This window comes from Reyranella sp. CPCC 100927 (assembly GCF_007859315.1).
Classification (GTDB): Bacteria; Pseudomonadota; Alphaproteobacteria; order Reyranellales; family Reyranellaceae; genus Vineibacter.
Genome location: NZ_VOHA01000007.1, coordinates 24004 through 40615 on the forward strand (window position 1 = coordinate 24004; position 16612 = coordinate 40615).

At 64.6% G+C, this 16612-nt stretch carries 15 protein-coding genes; 9 read left to right on the forward strand and 6 right to left on the reverse strand.

The genetic code is table 11. The annotated features are described in order from the left end of the window. Positions 1–115: 115 nt before the first annotated feature. Together FQU96_RS19755 and FQU96_RS19760 are read left to right on the forward strand one after the other, a co-directional pair. The gene (locus FQU96_RS19755) at positions 116–1378 is read left to right on the forward strand and encodes a CaiB/BaiF CoA-transferase family protein (protein ID WP_146543054.1); all 1263 of its coding nucleotides are present in this window, start codon (positions 116–118) and stop codon (positions 1376–1378) included. Further along, positions 1375–2289, forward strand: coding sequence for a CoA ester lyase (locus FQU96_RS19760; RefSeq protein WP_146543055.1), 915 nt, complete (start codon positions 1375–1377; stop codon positions 2287–2289). Before FQU96_RS19755 ends, FQU96_RS19760 begins: the two co-directional genes overlap by 4 nt. 96 nt (positions 2290–2385) lie before the next feature. On the opposite strand, the gene FQU96_RS19765 is transcribed toward FQU96_RS19760, so the two are convergent. Then, positions 2386–2745, reverse strand: coding sequence for a DUF4189 domain-containing protein (locus FQU96_RS19765; RefSeq protein ID WP_146543056.1), 360 nt, complete (start codon positions 2743–2745; stop codon positions 2386–2388). Positions 2746–2943: 198 nt separating this feature from the next. Between FQU96_RS19765 and FQU96_RS19770 the strand changes: the two genes are divergently transcribed. Further along, complete coding sequence (locus FQU96_RS19770) at positions 2944–3834, forward strand: TauD/TfdA family dioxygenase (protein ID WP_146543057.1); 891 nt, start codon at positions 2944–2946, stop codon at positions 3832–3834. Positions 3835–3973: 139 nt separating this feature from the next. Here the strand turns inward: FQU96_RS19770 and FQU96_RS19775 are convergent, their stop codons facing one another. From FQU96_RS19775 to FQU96_RS19785, 3 genes are all read right to left on the reverse strand, one after another. Then, positions 3974–5194, reverse strand: a complete 1221-nt coding sequence (locus tag FQU96_RS19775; RefSeq protein ID WP_146543058.1) for a serine hydrolase — start codon at positions 5192–5194, stop codon at positions 3974–3976. Positions 5195–5316: 122 nt separating this feature from the next. Beyond that, entirely contained in the window at positions 5317–6270 is a 954-nt protein-coding gene (locus tag FQU96_RS19780; protein ID WP_146543059.1) for a TAXI family TRAP transporter solute-binding subunit, read from the reverse strand. Between the two features lie 2 nt (positions 6271–6272). Then, positions 6273–6749 carry a heme-binding protein gene (locus FQU96_RS19785; RefSeq protein ID WP_146543370.1) on the reverse strand — a complete coding sequence of 159 codons (477 nt, stop codon included), beginning with the start codon at positions 6747–6749 and terminating at the stop codon, positions 6273–6275. A 217-nt stretch (positions 6750–6966) separates the two neighbouring features. Here FQU96_RS19785 and FQU96_RS19790 point away from each other — a divergent pair, with 217 nt between their 5' ends. The 5 genes from FQU96_RS19790 to FQU96_RS19805 all read left to right on the forward strand — a co-directional run bounded on the left by FQU96_RS19790 (position 6967) and on the right by FQU96_RS19805 (position 13379). Next, complete coding sequence (locus FQU96_RS19790; protein WP_146543060.1) at positions 6967–7482, forward strand: helix-turn-helix domain-containing protein; 516 nt, start codon at positions 6967–6969, stop codon at positions 7480–7482. Between the two features lie 200 nt (positions 7483–7682). Beyond that, positions 7683–8426, forward strand: a complete 744-nt coding sequence (locus tag FQU96_RS19795) for an SDR family NAD(P)-dependent oxidoreductase (protein ID WP_146543061.1) — start codon at positions 7683–7685, stop codon at positions 8424–8426. A gap of 5 nt (positions 8427–8431) precedes the next feature. Continuing rightward, on the forward strand, positions 8432–9031 hold the full coding sequence (locus tag FQU96_RS19800; protein ID WP_255468417.1) for a 2-hydroxychromene-2-carboxylate isomerase: 600 nt from the start codon (positions 8432–8434) through the stop codon (positions 9029–9031). Positions 9032–9547: 516 nt separating this feature from the next. Continuing rightward, complete coding sequence (locus tag FQU96_RS42225; RefSeq protein ID WP_178130599.1) at positions 9548–9769, forward strand: hypothetical protein; 222 nt, start codon at positions 9548–9550, stop codon at positions 9767–9769. Between the two features lie 4 nt (positions 9770–9773). Beyond that, entirely contained in the window at positions 9774–13379 is a 3606-nt protein-coding gene (locus tag FQU96_RS19805) for a PAS domain S-box protein (protein ID WP_178130600.1), read from the forward strand. Between the two features lie 175 nt (positions 13380–13554). Here FQU96_RS19805 and FQU96_RS19810 read toward each other — a convergent pair whose 3' ends face one another. Both FQU96_RS19810 and FQU96_RS19815 read right to left on the reverse strand, forming a co-directional pair. After that, positions 13555–13815, reverse strand: coding sequence for a hypothetical protein (locus FQU96_RS19810; protein ID WP_146543064.1), 261 nt, complete (start codon positions 13813–13815; stop codon positions 13555–13557). A 155-nt stretch (positions 13816–13970) separates the two neighbouring features. Then, positions 13971–14774: an SDR family NAD(P)-dependent oxidoreductase gene (locus FQU96_RS19815; protein WP_146543065.1), complete on the reverse strand. Its 804-nt coding sequence runs from the start codon at positions 14772–14774 to the stop codon at positions 13971–13973. A gap of 161 nt (positions 14775–14935) precedes the next feature. On the opposite strand from FQU96_RS19815, the gene FQU96_RS19820 reads away from it, so the two are divergent. Next, positions 14936–16567: an ABC transporter substrate-binding protein gene (locus FQU96_RS19820; RefSeq protein ID WP_146543066.1), complete on the forward strand. Its 1632-nt coding sequence runs from the start codon at positions 14936–14938 to the stop codon at positions 16565–16567. Positions 16568–16612 lie beyond the last annotated feature (45 nt).

Genomic DNA, 16612 nt, shown 5'->3' on the forward strand with positions numbered 1-16612 from the left:
AGCCTATCCGAGGATTTGCACGCCTGTCATCCGCTGTCGCCGGATGCCCTTGGATGACAGCCATGAAGCGCGACAGTAACGTACGGCGTGATCTGTGTATGGATACGGGACGGCGATGACCGAAGGCTTGAGAAAACGCAACTACGCGGCCGGTGCGGCGGCTGGGCCCTTGAAGGGCGTTCGCGTGCTGGACCTGTCGCGCCTGGTGGCGGGCAATACGCTCACCCAGATGCTGGGCGACTACGGCGCCGACGTGATCAAGGTGGAACCACCCGAGGGTGACACGTTGCGCGCCTGGCGGGTCGGCGGGGTGGAGACCAACTGGCGGATCTTCGCGCGCAACAAGAAGAGCCTGGCGGTCGATTTCCGCAAGGCGCCGGTGCGGGAACTGCTGCTGAAGCTGGTGCCGTCGTGCGCCGTGTTTGTCGAAAGCTTCCGTCCCGGCACCCTGGAGAAGATGGGGTTGGCGCCCGATGTGTTGCTGGCGGCGAACCCGAAGCTGGTGATCGCGCGCGTCTCGGGCTGGGGGCAGAGCGGTCCCTATAGCCACCGGCCGGGCTTCGGCACCCTGGTCGAGGGCATGAGCGGCTTTGCCTCGATGAACGGTTTCGAGGATCGCGAGCCGGTGTTGCCGCCGATGTACCTGGCGGACACCATCGCCGGGCTGACCGGTGTCGGCGCGGTCATGATGGCGTTGCGGGAAGTCGAGGTGAATGGCGGCAAGGGTCAGGTGATCGACCTGCCGCTGCTCGACCCGCTGTTCAACGCGCTGGGCCCGCAGGCCGCCAATCACAGGCTTACCGACACGGTGAAAGAGCGCACCGGCAGCCGCTCGACCAACGCCGCGCCGCGCAACGTATACCGGACCCGTGACGATGGCTGGGTCTGTCTGTCGGCGTCGACTCAGGGCATGACCGAGCGTCTGTTCCGCGCCATCGGCCGTGCCGATCTGATCGACGATCCGCGCTATCGCACCAACGCCGATCGCGTGCAGCATGCCGAGGAACTCGATGCCATCATCGGAGCGTTCGTGGGTGCGCGCACCCTGGATGAAACCGTGACCTTCTTCGACAAAGCGGAAGTCACGATCGGCCCGGTCTACGACGTGCGCCAGATCCTGCGTGATCCGCATTTCATCGAACGGGAAATCCTCGCCGACTACCCGGACGAGGAGATGGACCAGTTCCCCATGCATCCCGTCATACCGCGCCTGTCCACGACGCCGGGCTCGATCCGAACCCCGGCGCCCAAGCTCGGCCAGCACAACCAGGCGATCCTGGCCGAGATCGGCGTGTCCGATGCGGACTATGCCACCCTGAAAGCCCAGGGCGTCGTGATCGAAGCCGGCTCACCCAAGCCCGCCAAGAGGGCATCATGACGGCCGAAAAGAACTTGCCGGTCTGGCGTTCGCTGCTCTACGTGCCGGTCAATGTCGACAAGTATGTCGACAAGGCCCACACGCGCGGCGCCGATGTCGTGCAACTCGACCTCGAGGACAGCGTGCCGCCGGCCGAGAAGGATACGGCACGCACCCTGGTCGAGAAAGCCGCGGCACGGGTCAGCCGCGGCGGCGCCGACGTGGTGGTGCGCATCAACCGGCCGCTGCAGATGGCCGTGCGCGATCTCGAGGCGTCGGTCTGTGCCGGTGTTCACGGCATCGCGGTGACCAAGGTCGAAGGACCGGATCACATCAGGCTGCTCGACGAACTGGTGAGCGACCTGGAGCAGCAGCGGGGGCTGCCCATCGGGCACACCAAGTTCATCGCCATGATCGAGACGCCGGCCAGCTACTTTAACATGCCGGCGATCGCGGCGTCGGCCGGGCGCCTCGTCGCCATGAGTATCGGCGGTGAGGACTTCGCATCGGAAGTTGGCATGGAGCCCACCGAGGAAACGTTGCAACTGCCCAAGCAGACCATGATCTATGCCGCGAAGTCGGCCGGCCTGATGCCGTTCGGTTACATCGCCAGCGTAGCCAGTTTCGGCGACTGGGACGGCTTCCGCCGCATGGTGCGCCGCTCACGCCAGTTCGGGTTCATGGGTGCCAGCTGTATCCACCCCGGGCAGGTGCCGATCGTCAACGAGGAGTACACGCCGTCGGTAGAAGAGGTTGCCTACGCCCGGCGCATCATCGAGGAGGACCGCAAGCAGGCGGCGGCCGGCCGCGGTTCGTTCGCGATCGATGGCAAGATGATCGACATCCCGGTGATTCGCCGTGCCGAAGCACTGCTGCGCCGGCATGAGGCCATTGCGGCCCGCGAGGCCCGCAAGAGGGCGGCGACCGGCTAACGGTTCACCGTCATCCCGAGCGTAGCGAGGGATCTAGGCGCCGCCCGAGATCCTTCGCTTGCGCTCGAGATGACAGGCTTGATTCCTATGCCTCGTTCAATCGCAGATCGACGCTGCGGTCTTGCAGTTCACGCCGCCCTTGCCACGACAGGCGTGGTAGGCATTTTGCGCGGCGACCGAGGTCGTGGTGCCGTGGCCGACGGCCCACACCGAACCGCCCGTGGATATGGATTCCGACACCGCGGCACAGGTCCTCTTGCCCGTGGCCACGATTTTGCAGCCGCTGCCGCAGCTTGAGATCGCTTCGCGCTGATTGCGGGCCGCGTCGGTGGTGCCGGCGAAGGCCACCGCCCGGCCGGTCGACGGATCGAAGGCGATGGCGAGCTGGGCCTGCGAGGGCGCCGAGGCAAACACGCCGACCAGTGCTGCGGCAACGATGACGGTCTTTCTGAGCATGGCATGCTCCTGAAGGCTGAAGGCCAGGGATTGGACGGCGGCATCCTAGGGGCGGTGCGTATCGTGGCGATGTCGCGCTGTGGTGCCCATTGTGTCGTTGGCATCACCGGGTCCGCTGCCTGCCATGAGCCGTCGGAATGGCGCGGCGGCCACGACAGGGCTAGGATACCGCGCGTGTCTTTGCCGGAGAGTGAACCGATGAGCGTCACCATCCGTCCGCTTCATCCTGTCTTTGTTGGCGAGGTTGCCGGCGTCGATTTGCGTCGGCCGTTGGCCCCCGACGAGGTCGCGGCCATCGAGGCCGGCATGGATCGCCACGCCGTGCTGGTCTTCCATGATCAGAACATCAGCGACGAACAGCAGGTCGCCTTCACCCGCAATTTCGGCCGGATTGAACTGGCGGTCGGCGGCAACATCACCAAGGCCAACGAGCGGCGCATCAGCGTCGAACTGGCCGACATCTCCAACCTCGACCCCGACAACAAGATCTTCGAGCGCGACGATCGTCGCCGCATGTTCAACCTCGGCAACCGTTTGTGGCACTCCGACAGCTCGTTCCGGGCCATTCCTGCGAAGTATTCGCTGCTGTCGGGCCGCGCGGTGCCGTCGAGCGGCGGCAACACGGAGTTCGCCGACATGCGGGCCGCCTACGATGCGCTCGACGATGCGACCAAGGCCGAGATCGAAGACCTGGTCTGCGAGCATTCGCTGATCTATTCACGCGGCACGCTGGGCTTCGGCGAGTTCACGGAAGAAGAGCGCATCACCTTCAAGCCGGTGCGGCAGAGCCTGGTGCGCACGCATCCGGTGACCGGCCGAAAATCGTTGTTCCTGGCCTCGCACGCCGGCACGATCCTGGGCTGGCCGATGCCGGAGGCGCGCGCCTTCCTGCGCGACCTGATCGAGCATGCGACCCAGCGCGAGTTCGTCCATGCCCATCAGTGGCGGCAGTATGACCTGGTGATGTGGGACAACCGCCAGACCATGCACCGGGTGCGCCGCTACAATGAGACCGGCGAGGTGCGCGACATGCGCCGCACGACCGTGGCCGGTGAGGCGCCGACCGCGCAGCAGGAGCAGGCGGCTTAGGATCTTCCCTTCCCCGCTTGCGGGGAAGGTGGCCGAAGGCCGGATGGGGACCCGGCGTGGTCTCCGTTACTCAAACCACGTTGGCTCCCCTTCGGGCCTTCGGGGCACCTCCCGGCAAAGCAGGGGAGGAAGTTAAGACTCAATCCACAATCGCCTGGTAGCTCAGCACGCGCAGCTCGCGGCGGATGGGGTAGCTCGACGACGGCATGAGCTGCGTGAGCAGGATCACGTACATCTGCTCGGCAGGGTCGATCCAGAACGCCGTGCTGGCGGCGCCGCCCCAGGCGTACTCGCCCGGCGTGCCGAGGATCTGCGCCTTGGCCGGGTCGAGCATCACCGAAAAGCCGAGGCCGAATCCGATGCCGGTGTAGGCCGACTCGCTGAAGCGCGGCTGGCCCATGTCGGCCATGTCGCCGCGCAGGTGGTTGGTCGTCATCAACTCGACCGTCTTGCGGCCCAGCAGGCGCACGCCATCCAGCTCGCCCTTGTTCAGCATCATCTGGCAGAAGCGCATGTAGTCGGCCGCCGTCGACAGCAGGCCGCCGCCGCCGGAGCACAGGCGAGGGGCCAGGAAGCGGCTCTTCTGCGGATCCTCGATCTGCTTGAGGCCGCCGTTATCGTCAGGGCTGTAGTTGGCGGCGAAGCGCTCGACCTTGTCGGCCGGGACGTGGAAGCTGGTGTCGACCATGCCCAGGGGGCCAATCACGCGCTCCTGCAGGAAAGCGCCGAACGGCTGGCCCGAGATCACTTCGACAAGATAGCCCAGCACGTCGGTCGCGATGCTGTAGTTCCACTCGCTGCCCGGCTGCGCGATCAAGGGCAGGCTGGCGGCGGTCTCCACCACCTCCTTGAGGCTGGCCTTGGACGTCTGGAAGTCGACGCCGATCTCGCGATACATGGCATCGACAGGCGTCGATTCCATGAAGCCGTAGGTCAGTCCCGAGGTGTGCGAGAGCAGGTCGCGGAACGTGATGTCGCGCTGCGCCGGCTCGCTGTCGTACTTGCCGCGCGAGCCCGAGACGTAGACGCGCATGTTCTTGAAGGCCGGCACGAAGTGCGTGATCGGATCGTCCAGCTGGAAGCGGCCTTCCTCGTACAGCATCATGATGGCGACGCTGGTGAGCGGCTTGGTCATCGAATAGATGCGGAAGATCGTGTCCGGCCGCATCGGCTTGTCGCGCGCCAGGTCGGCCTTGCCGGCCGTGTGCATCAGTGCCACCTGGCCGCGGCGGCTCACGATCGTGATCAGACCGGCGAGCCGTTTCTGGTCGACCTGCGCCTGGGTCCATTGGCGGATGCGCTCCAGCCGCGGCGCCGACAGGCCGAGATCACCGGCTTCGGTTTTGGCGACGACGTTCATGAAGAAACCTCTCTGATGGCCGATGATGCGGGCGGTGCTGCCGTGGTTGCTGCCGGACGACTCAAAGGTACGGCGCCAGCCGCGTGCCGGCCAGCCATCCGCGTGGCGGAGCTGGGTCGCATTTAACGCAATAGGCGCACCTCATCGAGGTAGCGAGCGACACCCGGATGCAACTCCGATCGCGGGACGATCACCCCGGTATTGGCCGCCGTTGTCTCCTGGGCCTGCGGCAGTCGGCGCGCGAGGTCATCTTCTCCGCGGTGCAGGGCTCGGGCGACCCGGTACGCGACATCATCGGCGAGCGTCGGCCGCATCATGATGTAGCTCCACGACCCGACCGAATTCAGGTCGCGGTCCTGCTTGGGGTAGCTGTCTGCCGGTACCACCAGGGAACTCAGGAAGCGGTGCTTGGCGCGAATGCCGGCGATGTCTTCGGCACTGGGCGTGATGAAGCGCGCACCCGGTTGGCTGTTGGCCATGACCGTAAAGCCGGGCCACGCTCTGCCGCCGCCCCACAGCGCCGCGGCGCGACCATCGAGCACCATGGCCGGGCCGTCACCGGCGCGATCCAGGTAGATCGCCTGGAAATCGCGGTCCATGTCCAGGCCCATGCCGTCGAGGACATAGCGCGCCAGAATCACCAGGCCGGAGCCGCGCGCACCGAAGGCCACCTTGTGCCCGACCAGATCGCGGATACTGCGATGAGCGCTGTCGGCGCGCACGACGAACATGCCAGGTGTGGTGTACATGGCGGCGAGGATCTTCAGGTTGGCCGGCGGTCGCCCGATATCGTTCATGGCCTCGAAGGCGGCTTCGCCTTGCACCAGGGCCATGTCAAGCGCGCCCGCTTCCAGGAGCGGTATGTTCTCGGCACTGCCTTTGGTGTTGCGCGGCTGAACCAGCAGCGTTGGATCGGTCTCGTTGATGATCCGTGCCACGGCATCGCCGTAGACCGGAAAACCGCCGCCGGGTGTCGCCGTGCCGAGCGTCACGATGGTTCGGTCCTGGGCTTGCGCCGGATCGATCACCGCCAGGCAGAGCGTCGCTACGGCGATACGCGCGATCGCGAGCAGCATATCTATCCGCGCCAGTTGGGATCCGGTTGCGGCGGATCCGAGGTGAAGCCGGCGCGGTGGATCGCCGCGATGGCGCAGTACTCGTCCTTTTCCGACGTGTCGCCGCTGATGCCAACCGCGCCGATAGCAGCACCACTGCCGTCGAGGATCAGCACACCGCCAGGTACCGGCACGAAACGACCGCCAGATGCGGCCGCCAGTGCGCTCTGGAAACCGGGATTCTCCTTCATGCGGTCACGGATGGCGCGTGACGATAGCCCCATGCCGAGCGCACCCCAGGCTTTGCCGGTGGCGATGTCGAAGCGCAGCAGACCGGCGCCGTCTTCGCGCTTATAGGCCACCAGCGAGCCCGCCGAGTCGAACACCGCGACGACCAACGGATGCAGCTTTTCTGCACGGGCAAGGGCGAGGGCCGTGTCGGCGATGGTGGCAGCAACTGCCAGCGTCAGGCTTGAAGTGAGGGCGCGCGGTCCCGCCATGAATTGAGTCCTTCCAAAGGGGTGGTGGGCGAGCTTGGCGGCAGTTCGGTAAAACTGCAAATCCGCTGTCGCTGTTCGTGCCGTTCCGCCCATGTCGACTGCGGCGCAATGTCGGCCGGCATGGCTTGATGAGAAATGCTTTCTTGCGCCGACATGCTTGTCTTGGTGATCTTCCTCCAACGTTTCATAATAGAACGCAGTCGGACCGAGGATTGCCATGCAGTGGAACAGACTGGACGAGGAGGCGTGCTCGCTGACACGCACGCTCTCGGTGATCGGAGACCGCTGGACGTTGCTGATCCTGCGCGACTGCTTCCTGCGGGTCCGCCGCTTCGAGGATTTTCAGGCGCGGCTGGGGATCACGCGGCCGATCCTGGCGGATCGGCTCAAGAAGCTGGTCGCCAAGTTCGTCCTGGCAAAGGTTCCCTATCAGGAGGGACCGCTGCGTTATGAGTACCGATTGACCCCGAAGGGGCTCGATCTCTATCCCGTTATCCTGTCACTGGTGCACTGGGGCGATGTCCACGTCTCGGAGAAGCGGAGTGGGCGGCCGTTGCTGCATCGCCACGACCTTTGCGGCAAGGATTTCGACCCCCTCATGGTGTGCTCCCAGTGCGGCGAGACGCTGGATCCGCGGCGGGTGCACGTACACCCGGGACCCGGCGCCGTCAGCAGCCGGCATGCGCCGGCCGGTGTGGAGATACCGGCATCGCGGCGCCGACGGGCGGACTGAACGGGAACCGGCAAGGCGGTCGTCCGGACTCGAGCGAGTGATCCGCGCGGTCTCGCGAATCAATTCTGAAACAACACGGTCGATTTAGTTTTTCTCATTGGGTCAGTCGTAATCGTTGCCATTGCGTCGATTGACGAGTTCAAAAATAACACTCACTATCCGCGGCACGCAGAGACGCCGCCGCGTCGAAGGAGGAAACCTTGGAACACCGCAACGCGACAGCCGCCGTGATCGGCGCCGGCGACTATATCGGTGCCGCCATCGCCAAGCGATTTGCGGCCGAGGGCTTTACGGTCTTCGCCGGCCGCCGCAACGGCGACAAGCTGGCGCCTCTGGTGACGGAGATCGAGGCCCAGGGCGGCCGCATCGTCGCGCGGTCGCTCGATGCCCGCCAGGAAGAAGACATCACGGCCTTCCTGCAGGCGGCCGATCAGCACGCGCCGCTGGAGGTCTGCATTTTCAATATCGGCGCCAACGTCAATTTTCCGCTGTTGGATACGACGGAACGCGTCTTCCGCAAGGTCTGGGAGATGGCCTGCTATTCCGGCTTCCTGGCTGGCCGCGAGGCGGCCCGACTCATGGTGCCGCGTGGCCAGGGCAGCCTCTTCTTCACCGGCGCCACGGCGAGCCTGCGGGGTGGCATTGGTTACGCGGCCTTTGCCGCGGCAAAGGCCGGATTGCGCGCCATGGCGCAGAGCGCGGCGCGCGAGCTGGGGCCCAAGAACATCCATGTCGCCCATCTCGTGATCGACGCCGGCGTCGACACCGCCTGGGTGCGCGAGCGCATCAAGGACCGCGAAGGGGAGGCCGGACTGCAAAACCTCGAGCCTGGTCGGCTCATGCGGCCCGAGGCCGTTGCCGAGACGTACTGGCAGCTTTACAAGCAGCCCCGCGACGCCTGGACTTTCGAGCAGGAAATCCGACCCTTTGGCGAGAAATGGTGAGCGCCATGCCAGCCGTGGAATTCCACTTCGACTTCGGTAGCCCCAACGCTTATCTCTGCCACTTGGTCATTCCGGATATCGAAAAGCGCACCGGTGCCAGGATCGAGTACGTGCCGATCCTGCTGGGCGGCGTCTTCAAGCTCACCGGCAACCGGTCGCCGGCCGAGAGCCTGGCCGGCATCAAGAACAAGCCCGACTACGAGCAGATCGAGATGGATCGCTTCCTGAAGCGGCATGCCATCACCCGCTACAAGCGCAACCCGTTCTTTCCCGTGAACACGTTGATGCTGATGCGCGGTGCCGTCGCCGCCCAGACGCTGGGCATCTTCGAGCGCTATGTCGATGAGGTCTATCGGCATATGTGGGCCGAGCCGAAGAAGATGGATGACCCCGCCGTCCTGCGCGCGGCCCTGGATGAGTCGGCCCTGCCCACTGCTCAGCTGTTTGAGTTGGTCCAGCGCCAGGACGTGAAGGACCGGCTGATGGCCAATACGCAGCGCTCGGTCGAGCGCGGCACCTTCGGCTCGCCCACCTTCTTCGTCGGCGACGAGATCTATTTCGGCAAGGATCGCCTGCGCGACGTCGAGGAAGCGATCCAGGGATAACCGCGAGTCGGTTACGCAAACGGTTTCTGGACAGGCCCGCCACGACAGTGGCGGGTCGTTGCTATGATCCGCGAACCCGGTGCCTCACGACATGAACGCTGCCCTTAGGGGGCCGCGGTGCGTTGTGCCGTCGCACTGCCGCAGCTTGAAACCCGCTGTCACGGCTACTTGATGTGAAGAGATTGTGAAAATTCGCGATTCTCATTCAAATGACTGTGTGTCTGCAATTTGTGAAATAAAATTCAGTGATTTCAATATATTAAACAATATGTATGTTATAATAGTATATATGCAAATATCATCTCGAGGTGCTCTCACGCCGTCGTTCGGGTAGTGAGTCGGGTCTCATTTTTTATTAAAATGCACATGTATGATATTGTTTATAAAAGAAAATATGTTGCCATTCCCAATTGCTTTGGAGATACTTGCGGTCGGTCCGAAGCGAACCATTCTTGTCGCGATTTTAACGCTCTTTTGGCGTTATCCAAATCTCCGAGCATCTGATCGAGCATCGACATGGACGACAACCCGACGATCTCGACCTCCAGCGCTCTGCAGCGGGCGTGGACGAATGCGATGTGGCCCATCGGCATGATCCTCGAGGGCGAGCACCCGTCGACGGCCGAGCCGTGTTCAGCCACGACCAGAACCTCTGACGCATCCTCGAACGTGCGCCTGTGGCACAATGCGCCTAAGATCGTCGTCCGAGCGCCCAAGGCGCGGGACGCGTCGACATGAGGTCATGAGGCTACGCCTGATTGTCGTGGTGGGCGGTGTACTGGCTGCCACCGTCCTGGGACTGACCTTTCTCCACACAATTCTCGCCGAGCGACAGCTGGCGGAAGAGGGCGCGTTGCGGCGGATCCAGTCCGAGGCGCGCATTCTGGACGAACACGTAGCGCACTCGCTTGGCGAGGCTTCCCTGGTCCTGCGCGTCGTGCGCGATTCGCTGGGCGATGCGGGCGCTCTTGATGGGCCGAGCAATACCACGATCCAGCGCCGGCTACGCGACAGGCTGGACGGCGTCACTGCTGTGACCAACATCCTGATTGTCCGTCTCGACGGCCGCATCATCCACGCGGCGCGCGATTCTGCCGTCATCGGCACGACATTGCCCGAGGCCATGCTGCAGGACATCCTGTCGCGCAAGGACGGGCAACTCGCGGTCTCGCTGCCGATGCGACTGGGTGCGGCGGACCATCCAGTACTGCCAATTGGTCTGGCGATCGCCGGCGGTGGTGGACAGCCGATCGGCATCATCCTGACGCCGATCCCCGCATCCGACTTCGATGCTGCGTATCGTTTGCTGGTCGACGACGGCGAGAGCACCGTGGCCCTGTGGCGGCATGACGGAGTCATGCTCGCCCAGCATGCCCGGCCCGGCCAGGTCGATCGCCGCGTGCCCTGGACTCCGCAATTCGCCGATGCGGCGAGGCGGTCGGACGGTGGTTCCGTGCGCGAAAACCTGCCGGATGGCCGGACGCGCATCACGGTTTATCGCGCCCTCAAGACGTGGCCGCTGGCCGTTTCGGTATCGGCGTTCGATACCGACTATCTCGCGTTCTGGCGGGTCGGCGCCTGGCGCAATGGTGTTGGTGCCGGGCTCGCCTGCATGGTCATCCTCGGCCTGACGGCGCTGCTCGCGCGCCATGTCGAGCGGCTGCGCCAGGCGCAGGCCGAGGCATCGGCCAATCACCGGCGTCTGGTCGACGCGATCGACTCGCTGCCGGACGGTTTTCTTCTGCTCGACAAGGACGACCGGCTCGTGGCGGTCAACCGGGAGTACCGCGCGTACTTCCGCGATTTCGCCCCCGACCTGCAGGTGGGGATGAAGTACGAAGACATCCTGCGCCAGGCCCTGAAACGCGATGCGTATGTCGATGCGATCAACAACGAGGAGGACTGGGTGGCGCAGCGGCTGCGGGCGCACCGGCAGCCTGGACAGCCCATCGAGGTCGCGCTGACGGACGGCCGCTGGTATCGCGTCAACGAGCATCCGACGGCGGACGGCGGTATCGTGGGTGTGCGGGTCGACATCACGGAGCGCAAGCGAGACGAGCGCCGACTGCAGGAAAGCGAGCGCCACGCACAGGCCATCATGGACGCGACGGTCGACGGGCTGGTCGTGATAGACGAGATGGGCGTGATCGAACGCGTCAACCGGGCCGTCATATCGATGTTCGGCTACACCAGCGCCGAACTGGCCGGGCGCAACGTCAAGATGCTGATGGCCGAGCCGTTCCGGTCGCGGCATGATCTGTATCTGGCACGCTACCGGGAGACCAACAAAGCCCGGATCATCGGCGCCGGTGGCGTCGAGGTCGTCGGCGAGCGTAAGGACGGCACGACATTTCCGATCGATCTCGCGATCGGCGAACTGATGCTGGACGGACGCCGTCGCTTCATCGGTGCGATGCGCGACCTGTCGGACCGCGTGAACATCCAGGCGATGCTGACCGAAGCCATTGAGAGCACATCCGACGGTTTCGTCTACTTCGATCCCGACGGCCGGCTGGTGCTCTGCAATCGGAAGTATCGCGAGGCCTATGCCTACCTCAAGGATGTCCCCAAGGTGGAAGGGATGACCTTCGAGGAGATCCTCCGTCTGGGCCTCAAGAAAAACTACATCGCCGAACCGCTGGCGGTCAGCGACCCCGAGGCCTGGCTGCGCCTGCGGCTGCAACATTTCCAGACACCGCCCGAAGAGCCATTGCTGCGCCATCTGTCGGACGGCCGCTGGTTGATGGTCAGCGACCGTCGTACTCCCAGCGGCGGGTTGGTCGGCGTGCGGACCGACGTGACCGAGCGCATCCATATCGAGCAGGCGCTGCGCGAGAGCGAGCGGCGCTTTCGTCTGCTGGTGGACGGGGCCCGCGACTACGCCATCGTCATGCTTGATCCCGTCGGCAACGTGACGAGTTGGAACGAGGGCGCCCGGCAGATCACCGGCTATGACGCCGACGACATCATCGGTCGCTCACATCAGGCTTTCTGGCCGCCGGCCAGGAGCGTCGCCGGCGCGCCCGCGGCCGCCTTGCGCACGGCGCAAGAGAGCGGTCGCTATGCCGGCCGCGAGCAGCGGGCGCGCAAGGATGGCAGCCTGTTCTGGGCCGACGTCGTGATATCGCGCATCGACAGCGAGAGCGAGAGCGTGCCGCCCGGCTTCGCCAGCATCATGCGCGATGTTACCGATCGCATCGCCATCGAGGAGCAACTGGCCCATGCCCAGAAGATGGAAGCCGTCGGCCAGCTGACCGGCGGATTGGCGCACGACTTCAACAACCTGCTTCAGGTCGTGATGACCAACCTCGAATTCATGCTGGATCGTGGCGCGGACGAGGAGACGTCGTTGCGCGCCGGAGACGCGCTGCGGGCAGCCGAGCGTGGCGCCGAACTCACTGGCCAGATGCTGGCGTTCGCCCGCCGCCAGACGCTCTCCCCCCGTCGCACCGATGTGCGCACCCTGATCGAAGAGTTGGCCGGCCTGTTGCGGCGCACCCTGGGCGAAAACATCTCGATCGACCTTCGGCTGGCGCCGTTGCTGCGCGGCGTGATGATCGATCGCGGGCAACTCGAGAACGCGATCCTCAACCTGGCACTCAACGCGCGCGATGCCATGCCGCAGGGTGGTCGCTTGCGCATCGCGGCCGACAATATCGACTTCGACGATGCCTATATCCGCCAGCATCCCGAGGCGAGGCGCGGCCGCTATGTCGCGATCTCCATCGCCGACACCGGTACCGGCATGCCCGATGACGTGCGGGCGCACGCGTTCGAGCCGTTCTTCACCACCAAGGAGATCGGCAAGGGCTCGGGGCTGGGCCTGTCGATGGTCTATGGCTTCGTCAAGCAATCCGGCGGCCATATCCAGCTCGACAGCGCACCCGGGCGCGGCACGACTCTCACCCTGTATCTGCCCGAGGCACCGGTGCAGGGCGCTGCTGCCGGGAGCAAGAGCGCGGTCGAGCCCTTGTCGCGCGGGTTGGGGGAAACCGTGCTGGTGGTGGAGGACAACCACGATGTCCGCCGGCTCGCCGTCACCATGCTGGGTGGATTGGGGTATCGCGTGATCGAGGCTGCCGACGGCCCGGCTGCGCTGGCGATGCTCGATGCGTCAGTGGACGTTAAACTGCTGCTGACCGACGTGATGCTGGCTGGCGGCATGAGCGGGCCCGATGTGGCGCGCGTCGCGCGGACGCGCCGTCCCGAAGTGAAGCTCGCCTATATGTCTGGTTACGCCGGCGACGCGGGTGGGCGCACCACGCTCGATCCCGACGTGCCCTTCATTGCCAAGCCGTTCACCCGCAGCGGCTTCGCCCGCGCCATCCGTACGGCCATCGACGCCTGACGCGCCGATCGCGAGGTCTTGTCGAGGATCATCAGGCAGGCGTACGCGCGACAGATCCGAAACTCTTGATGGAAGATGGAGAGACGTCGGCCTGGGAATGGCGATTGTCAGGCGACAGGCCGTCATCCCGAGAGCTGCTCGGGATGACGAAGACGCGGAACAGGCCGTAGAGCTGCTAGCTCAGGCGCTGGCAGGATTCTCCGTCGCGGGTCATGACGCAGCAGCGGTCCTTGCCCTGGGGCTTGTAGCCGGTGAGCGTGCCGCGCCGCGTGCGGAAGGCGCACTGGTCGCGACCACCATCATCCCAGCGCGATTGGGGATAGGAGGAGCGCGGCGGCGGGTCATAGTAGCCGCCTCGTGGCCCGTCGGAGTAGCCGCGATCCTGCACGCAGCCGGCGAGGCCGGCAGCAAGAGCGGGAAGGATGAGCCAACGCATACAGACCTCCTTGTCACGGCGCAGACGATGTCTTTACCGGAAAAACAACGGCACGCATCGACTCAACACGGTCTTTGCGTCCAATCAAGGACTGATTCGCGGCGATGCGGTGGCGTGAGTGTTCGTGGGCGTGAAAGAAGGCGGCATATCGTGCGCTATTGCGCCGTCATGCCACCATCGACGACAAGGCCGGCGCCGGTCATGAAACCGGCGTCGTCGGACGCCAGGAAGACGATGCCGTTGGCGATATCGGCTGGTGTGCCCAGCCGGCCGATGGGATGTGACGCCTGCGACAGCTGACGCGCTGCATCGACGTCGTTAGTGCTCATGCGCTCGGCGCGGGCAACGAATGTCTGCGCGCCCATGTCCGTCTCGATGACACCAGGATGGATCGAATTCACGCGGATGCGGTAGCCCTTGCGCGCGAACTCCAGTGCCGCCGATTTGGTGAACGTGGTCACGCCGCCCTTGGTCATGGAGTAGAGCGGATCGAGCTGTGAGCCGACCAGGCCGGCGATGGACGCGAGATTCACGATGGCGCTGCCATGGGGGCTCTTCTGTCCGCGCTCGCGCAACGCCGGCATGGCGAGCTTGGTGCCCAGGAACACGCCCGTCAGGTTGACGCTGCACAGTTTCTGCCAGTCGGCGAGGCTGGCCTCCTCGATGCCGCGGCCGATGAAGACGCCGGCATTGTTGACCAGGATATCGAGGCCCCCGAACCGCGATGTCGCCTGGGCCACGGCGGCATTCCAGTCGTCGGTGCTGGTGACGTCGAGGTGGGCGTACGCCGCGTCGCCGCCGTCGCGTGCCAGTGCCTGGACGGTTTGCCGGCCCTGTTCATCCAGCACGTCACCGATCACCACCTTGGCGCCCGCCTGCATCATGTGTCGTGCGGTTTCGGCGCCGATGCCGCGCGCGGCGCCGGAGATCAACGCCACCTTGCCGTCCAGACGATTCATGCGACGTCCTCCTGTTTGCGATGCCCAGGGATCAAAGCACGAGCAGCAGCGCGGGAGCCATGTCCAGACCGCGACCCGGCATTGATTGCGCTGTGGGGGAGTGCCATCGTCACCGCTTGGCCGCACCAGGGGGTGACGGCGCGGGCTTGGGAGAGTGCGTGATGAGGAAGCGTGCGTTGCTCCGACGATGGGGCCTGGCATTGAGTGTCGCTTCGGCATTGGCCGGCCTCGGCGGCACCATCGGCATGCCGGCCTCGGCGAAAACCTTCCGCTGGGCCAACGCCGGCGATACCAACTCGATGGACCCTTACGGTCGCAACGAGACTTTCCTGCTGCAATTCAACGCCAATATCTACGAGGGCCTGCTGCGCCGCGGCAAGGACCTCAAGCTCGAGCCGGCGCTGGCGGTCAAATGGGGCAAGGTCTCGCCGACGCGCTGGTTCTTCGAGCTGCGGCAGGGCGTGACCTTCCATGACGGCACGAAGTTCACGGCCGACGATGTGGTCTTTTCCTTCGGCCGCGCCAACCACGACAACTCCGGCATCCGGTCCTACTTCGCATCGGTCAAGGAAGCGGTGAAGGTCAGCGACACCCGCGTCGAGTTCGAGACCAAGTATCCCGACCCGCTGCTGGACCAGAAGTTCGCCCAGTTCGCCATCATGTCCAAGGCCTGGTGCGAGAAGAACAACACGACGGTACCGGCCGACCTGCGCAAGAACGAGGAGAGCTACGCGTCGCGCAACGCCAACGGTACCGGCCCGTTCGTGCTCAAGGACCGCAAGGCGGGCGAGAGGACGATCCTGGTGCCCAATCCCACCTGGTGGGACAAGCCGGAACACAACCTCACCGAAGTGATTTTCTCGGTGGTAGCCAATCCCGCCACACGCGTGGCGGCGCTGAAGGCCGGCGACATCGACATGATGTACGAGGTGCCGCCCCAGGATACCGACAGCCTTAAGCGCGATGCCAACCTCAAGGTCATCGAGGGGCCCGAGACACGGGTGGTGTATTTCGGTTTCGATCATCTGCGCGACGAGCTGCCCGAATCCAACATCAAGGGCCGCAATCCGCTGAAGGACAAGCGGGTGCGGGAGGTCATCTACCGTTCCATCGATATCGAGGCGATCAAGCGCACCGTGATGCGTGGCCAGTCCTACCCGACGGCATTGATGGTGGCGCCGGGAATCAACGGGTACGTGAAGGACCTCGACAAGCGGCCGTCGCTGTTGAAGCCGGAGGAAGCGAAGAAGAAGCTGGCCGAAGCCGGCTATCCCAACGGTTTCGAGATCAGCCTCGACTGCCCCAACGACCGGTACGTCAACGACGAGAAGATCTGCCAGGCGACGGTGTCGATGCTGGCCAAGGCCGGCATCAAGGTGAATCTGCTGGCGCAAACCCGGCTGAAGTTCTTCGCCAAGATCGCGCTGCAGACAACCAATCCGGTGCCGAACATCAACATGTACATGCTGGGCTGGTCGCCGGGCTCGACCTATGACGTGCATAACGTCTTCGAGCAGCTCATCCAGTGCTATAACCTTGACCGGCGCAAGGGCCAGACCAACAACGGCCGCTACTGCAATCCCAAGTTCGACGCGCTGGCCGACAAGATCGAGCAGGAGATCGATCCGGAGAAGCGCGACGAGATGATCCGCGAAGCGACGGCGATCTACCTCGGCGACTATGCCTATATCCCGCTGCATCAGCAGGCGATCATCTGGGCCGCCCGCAAGAACATCGAGCTGCACCAGTCCCCGGACAACTACTTCCCACTGCGTTTCGTGAAAGTGAAGTAATACTTTCCCTCTCCCCGCCCTCGCGGGGAGAGGGGTTGTTTTTGG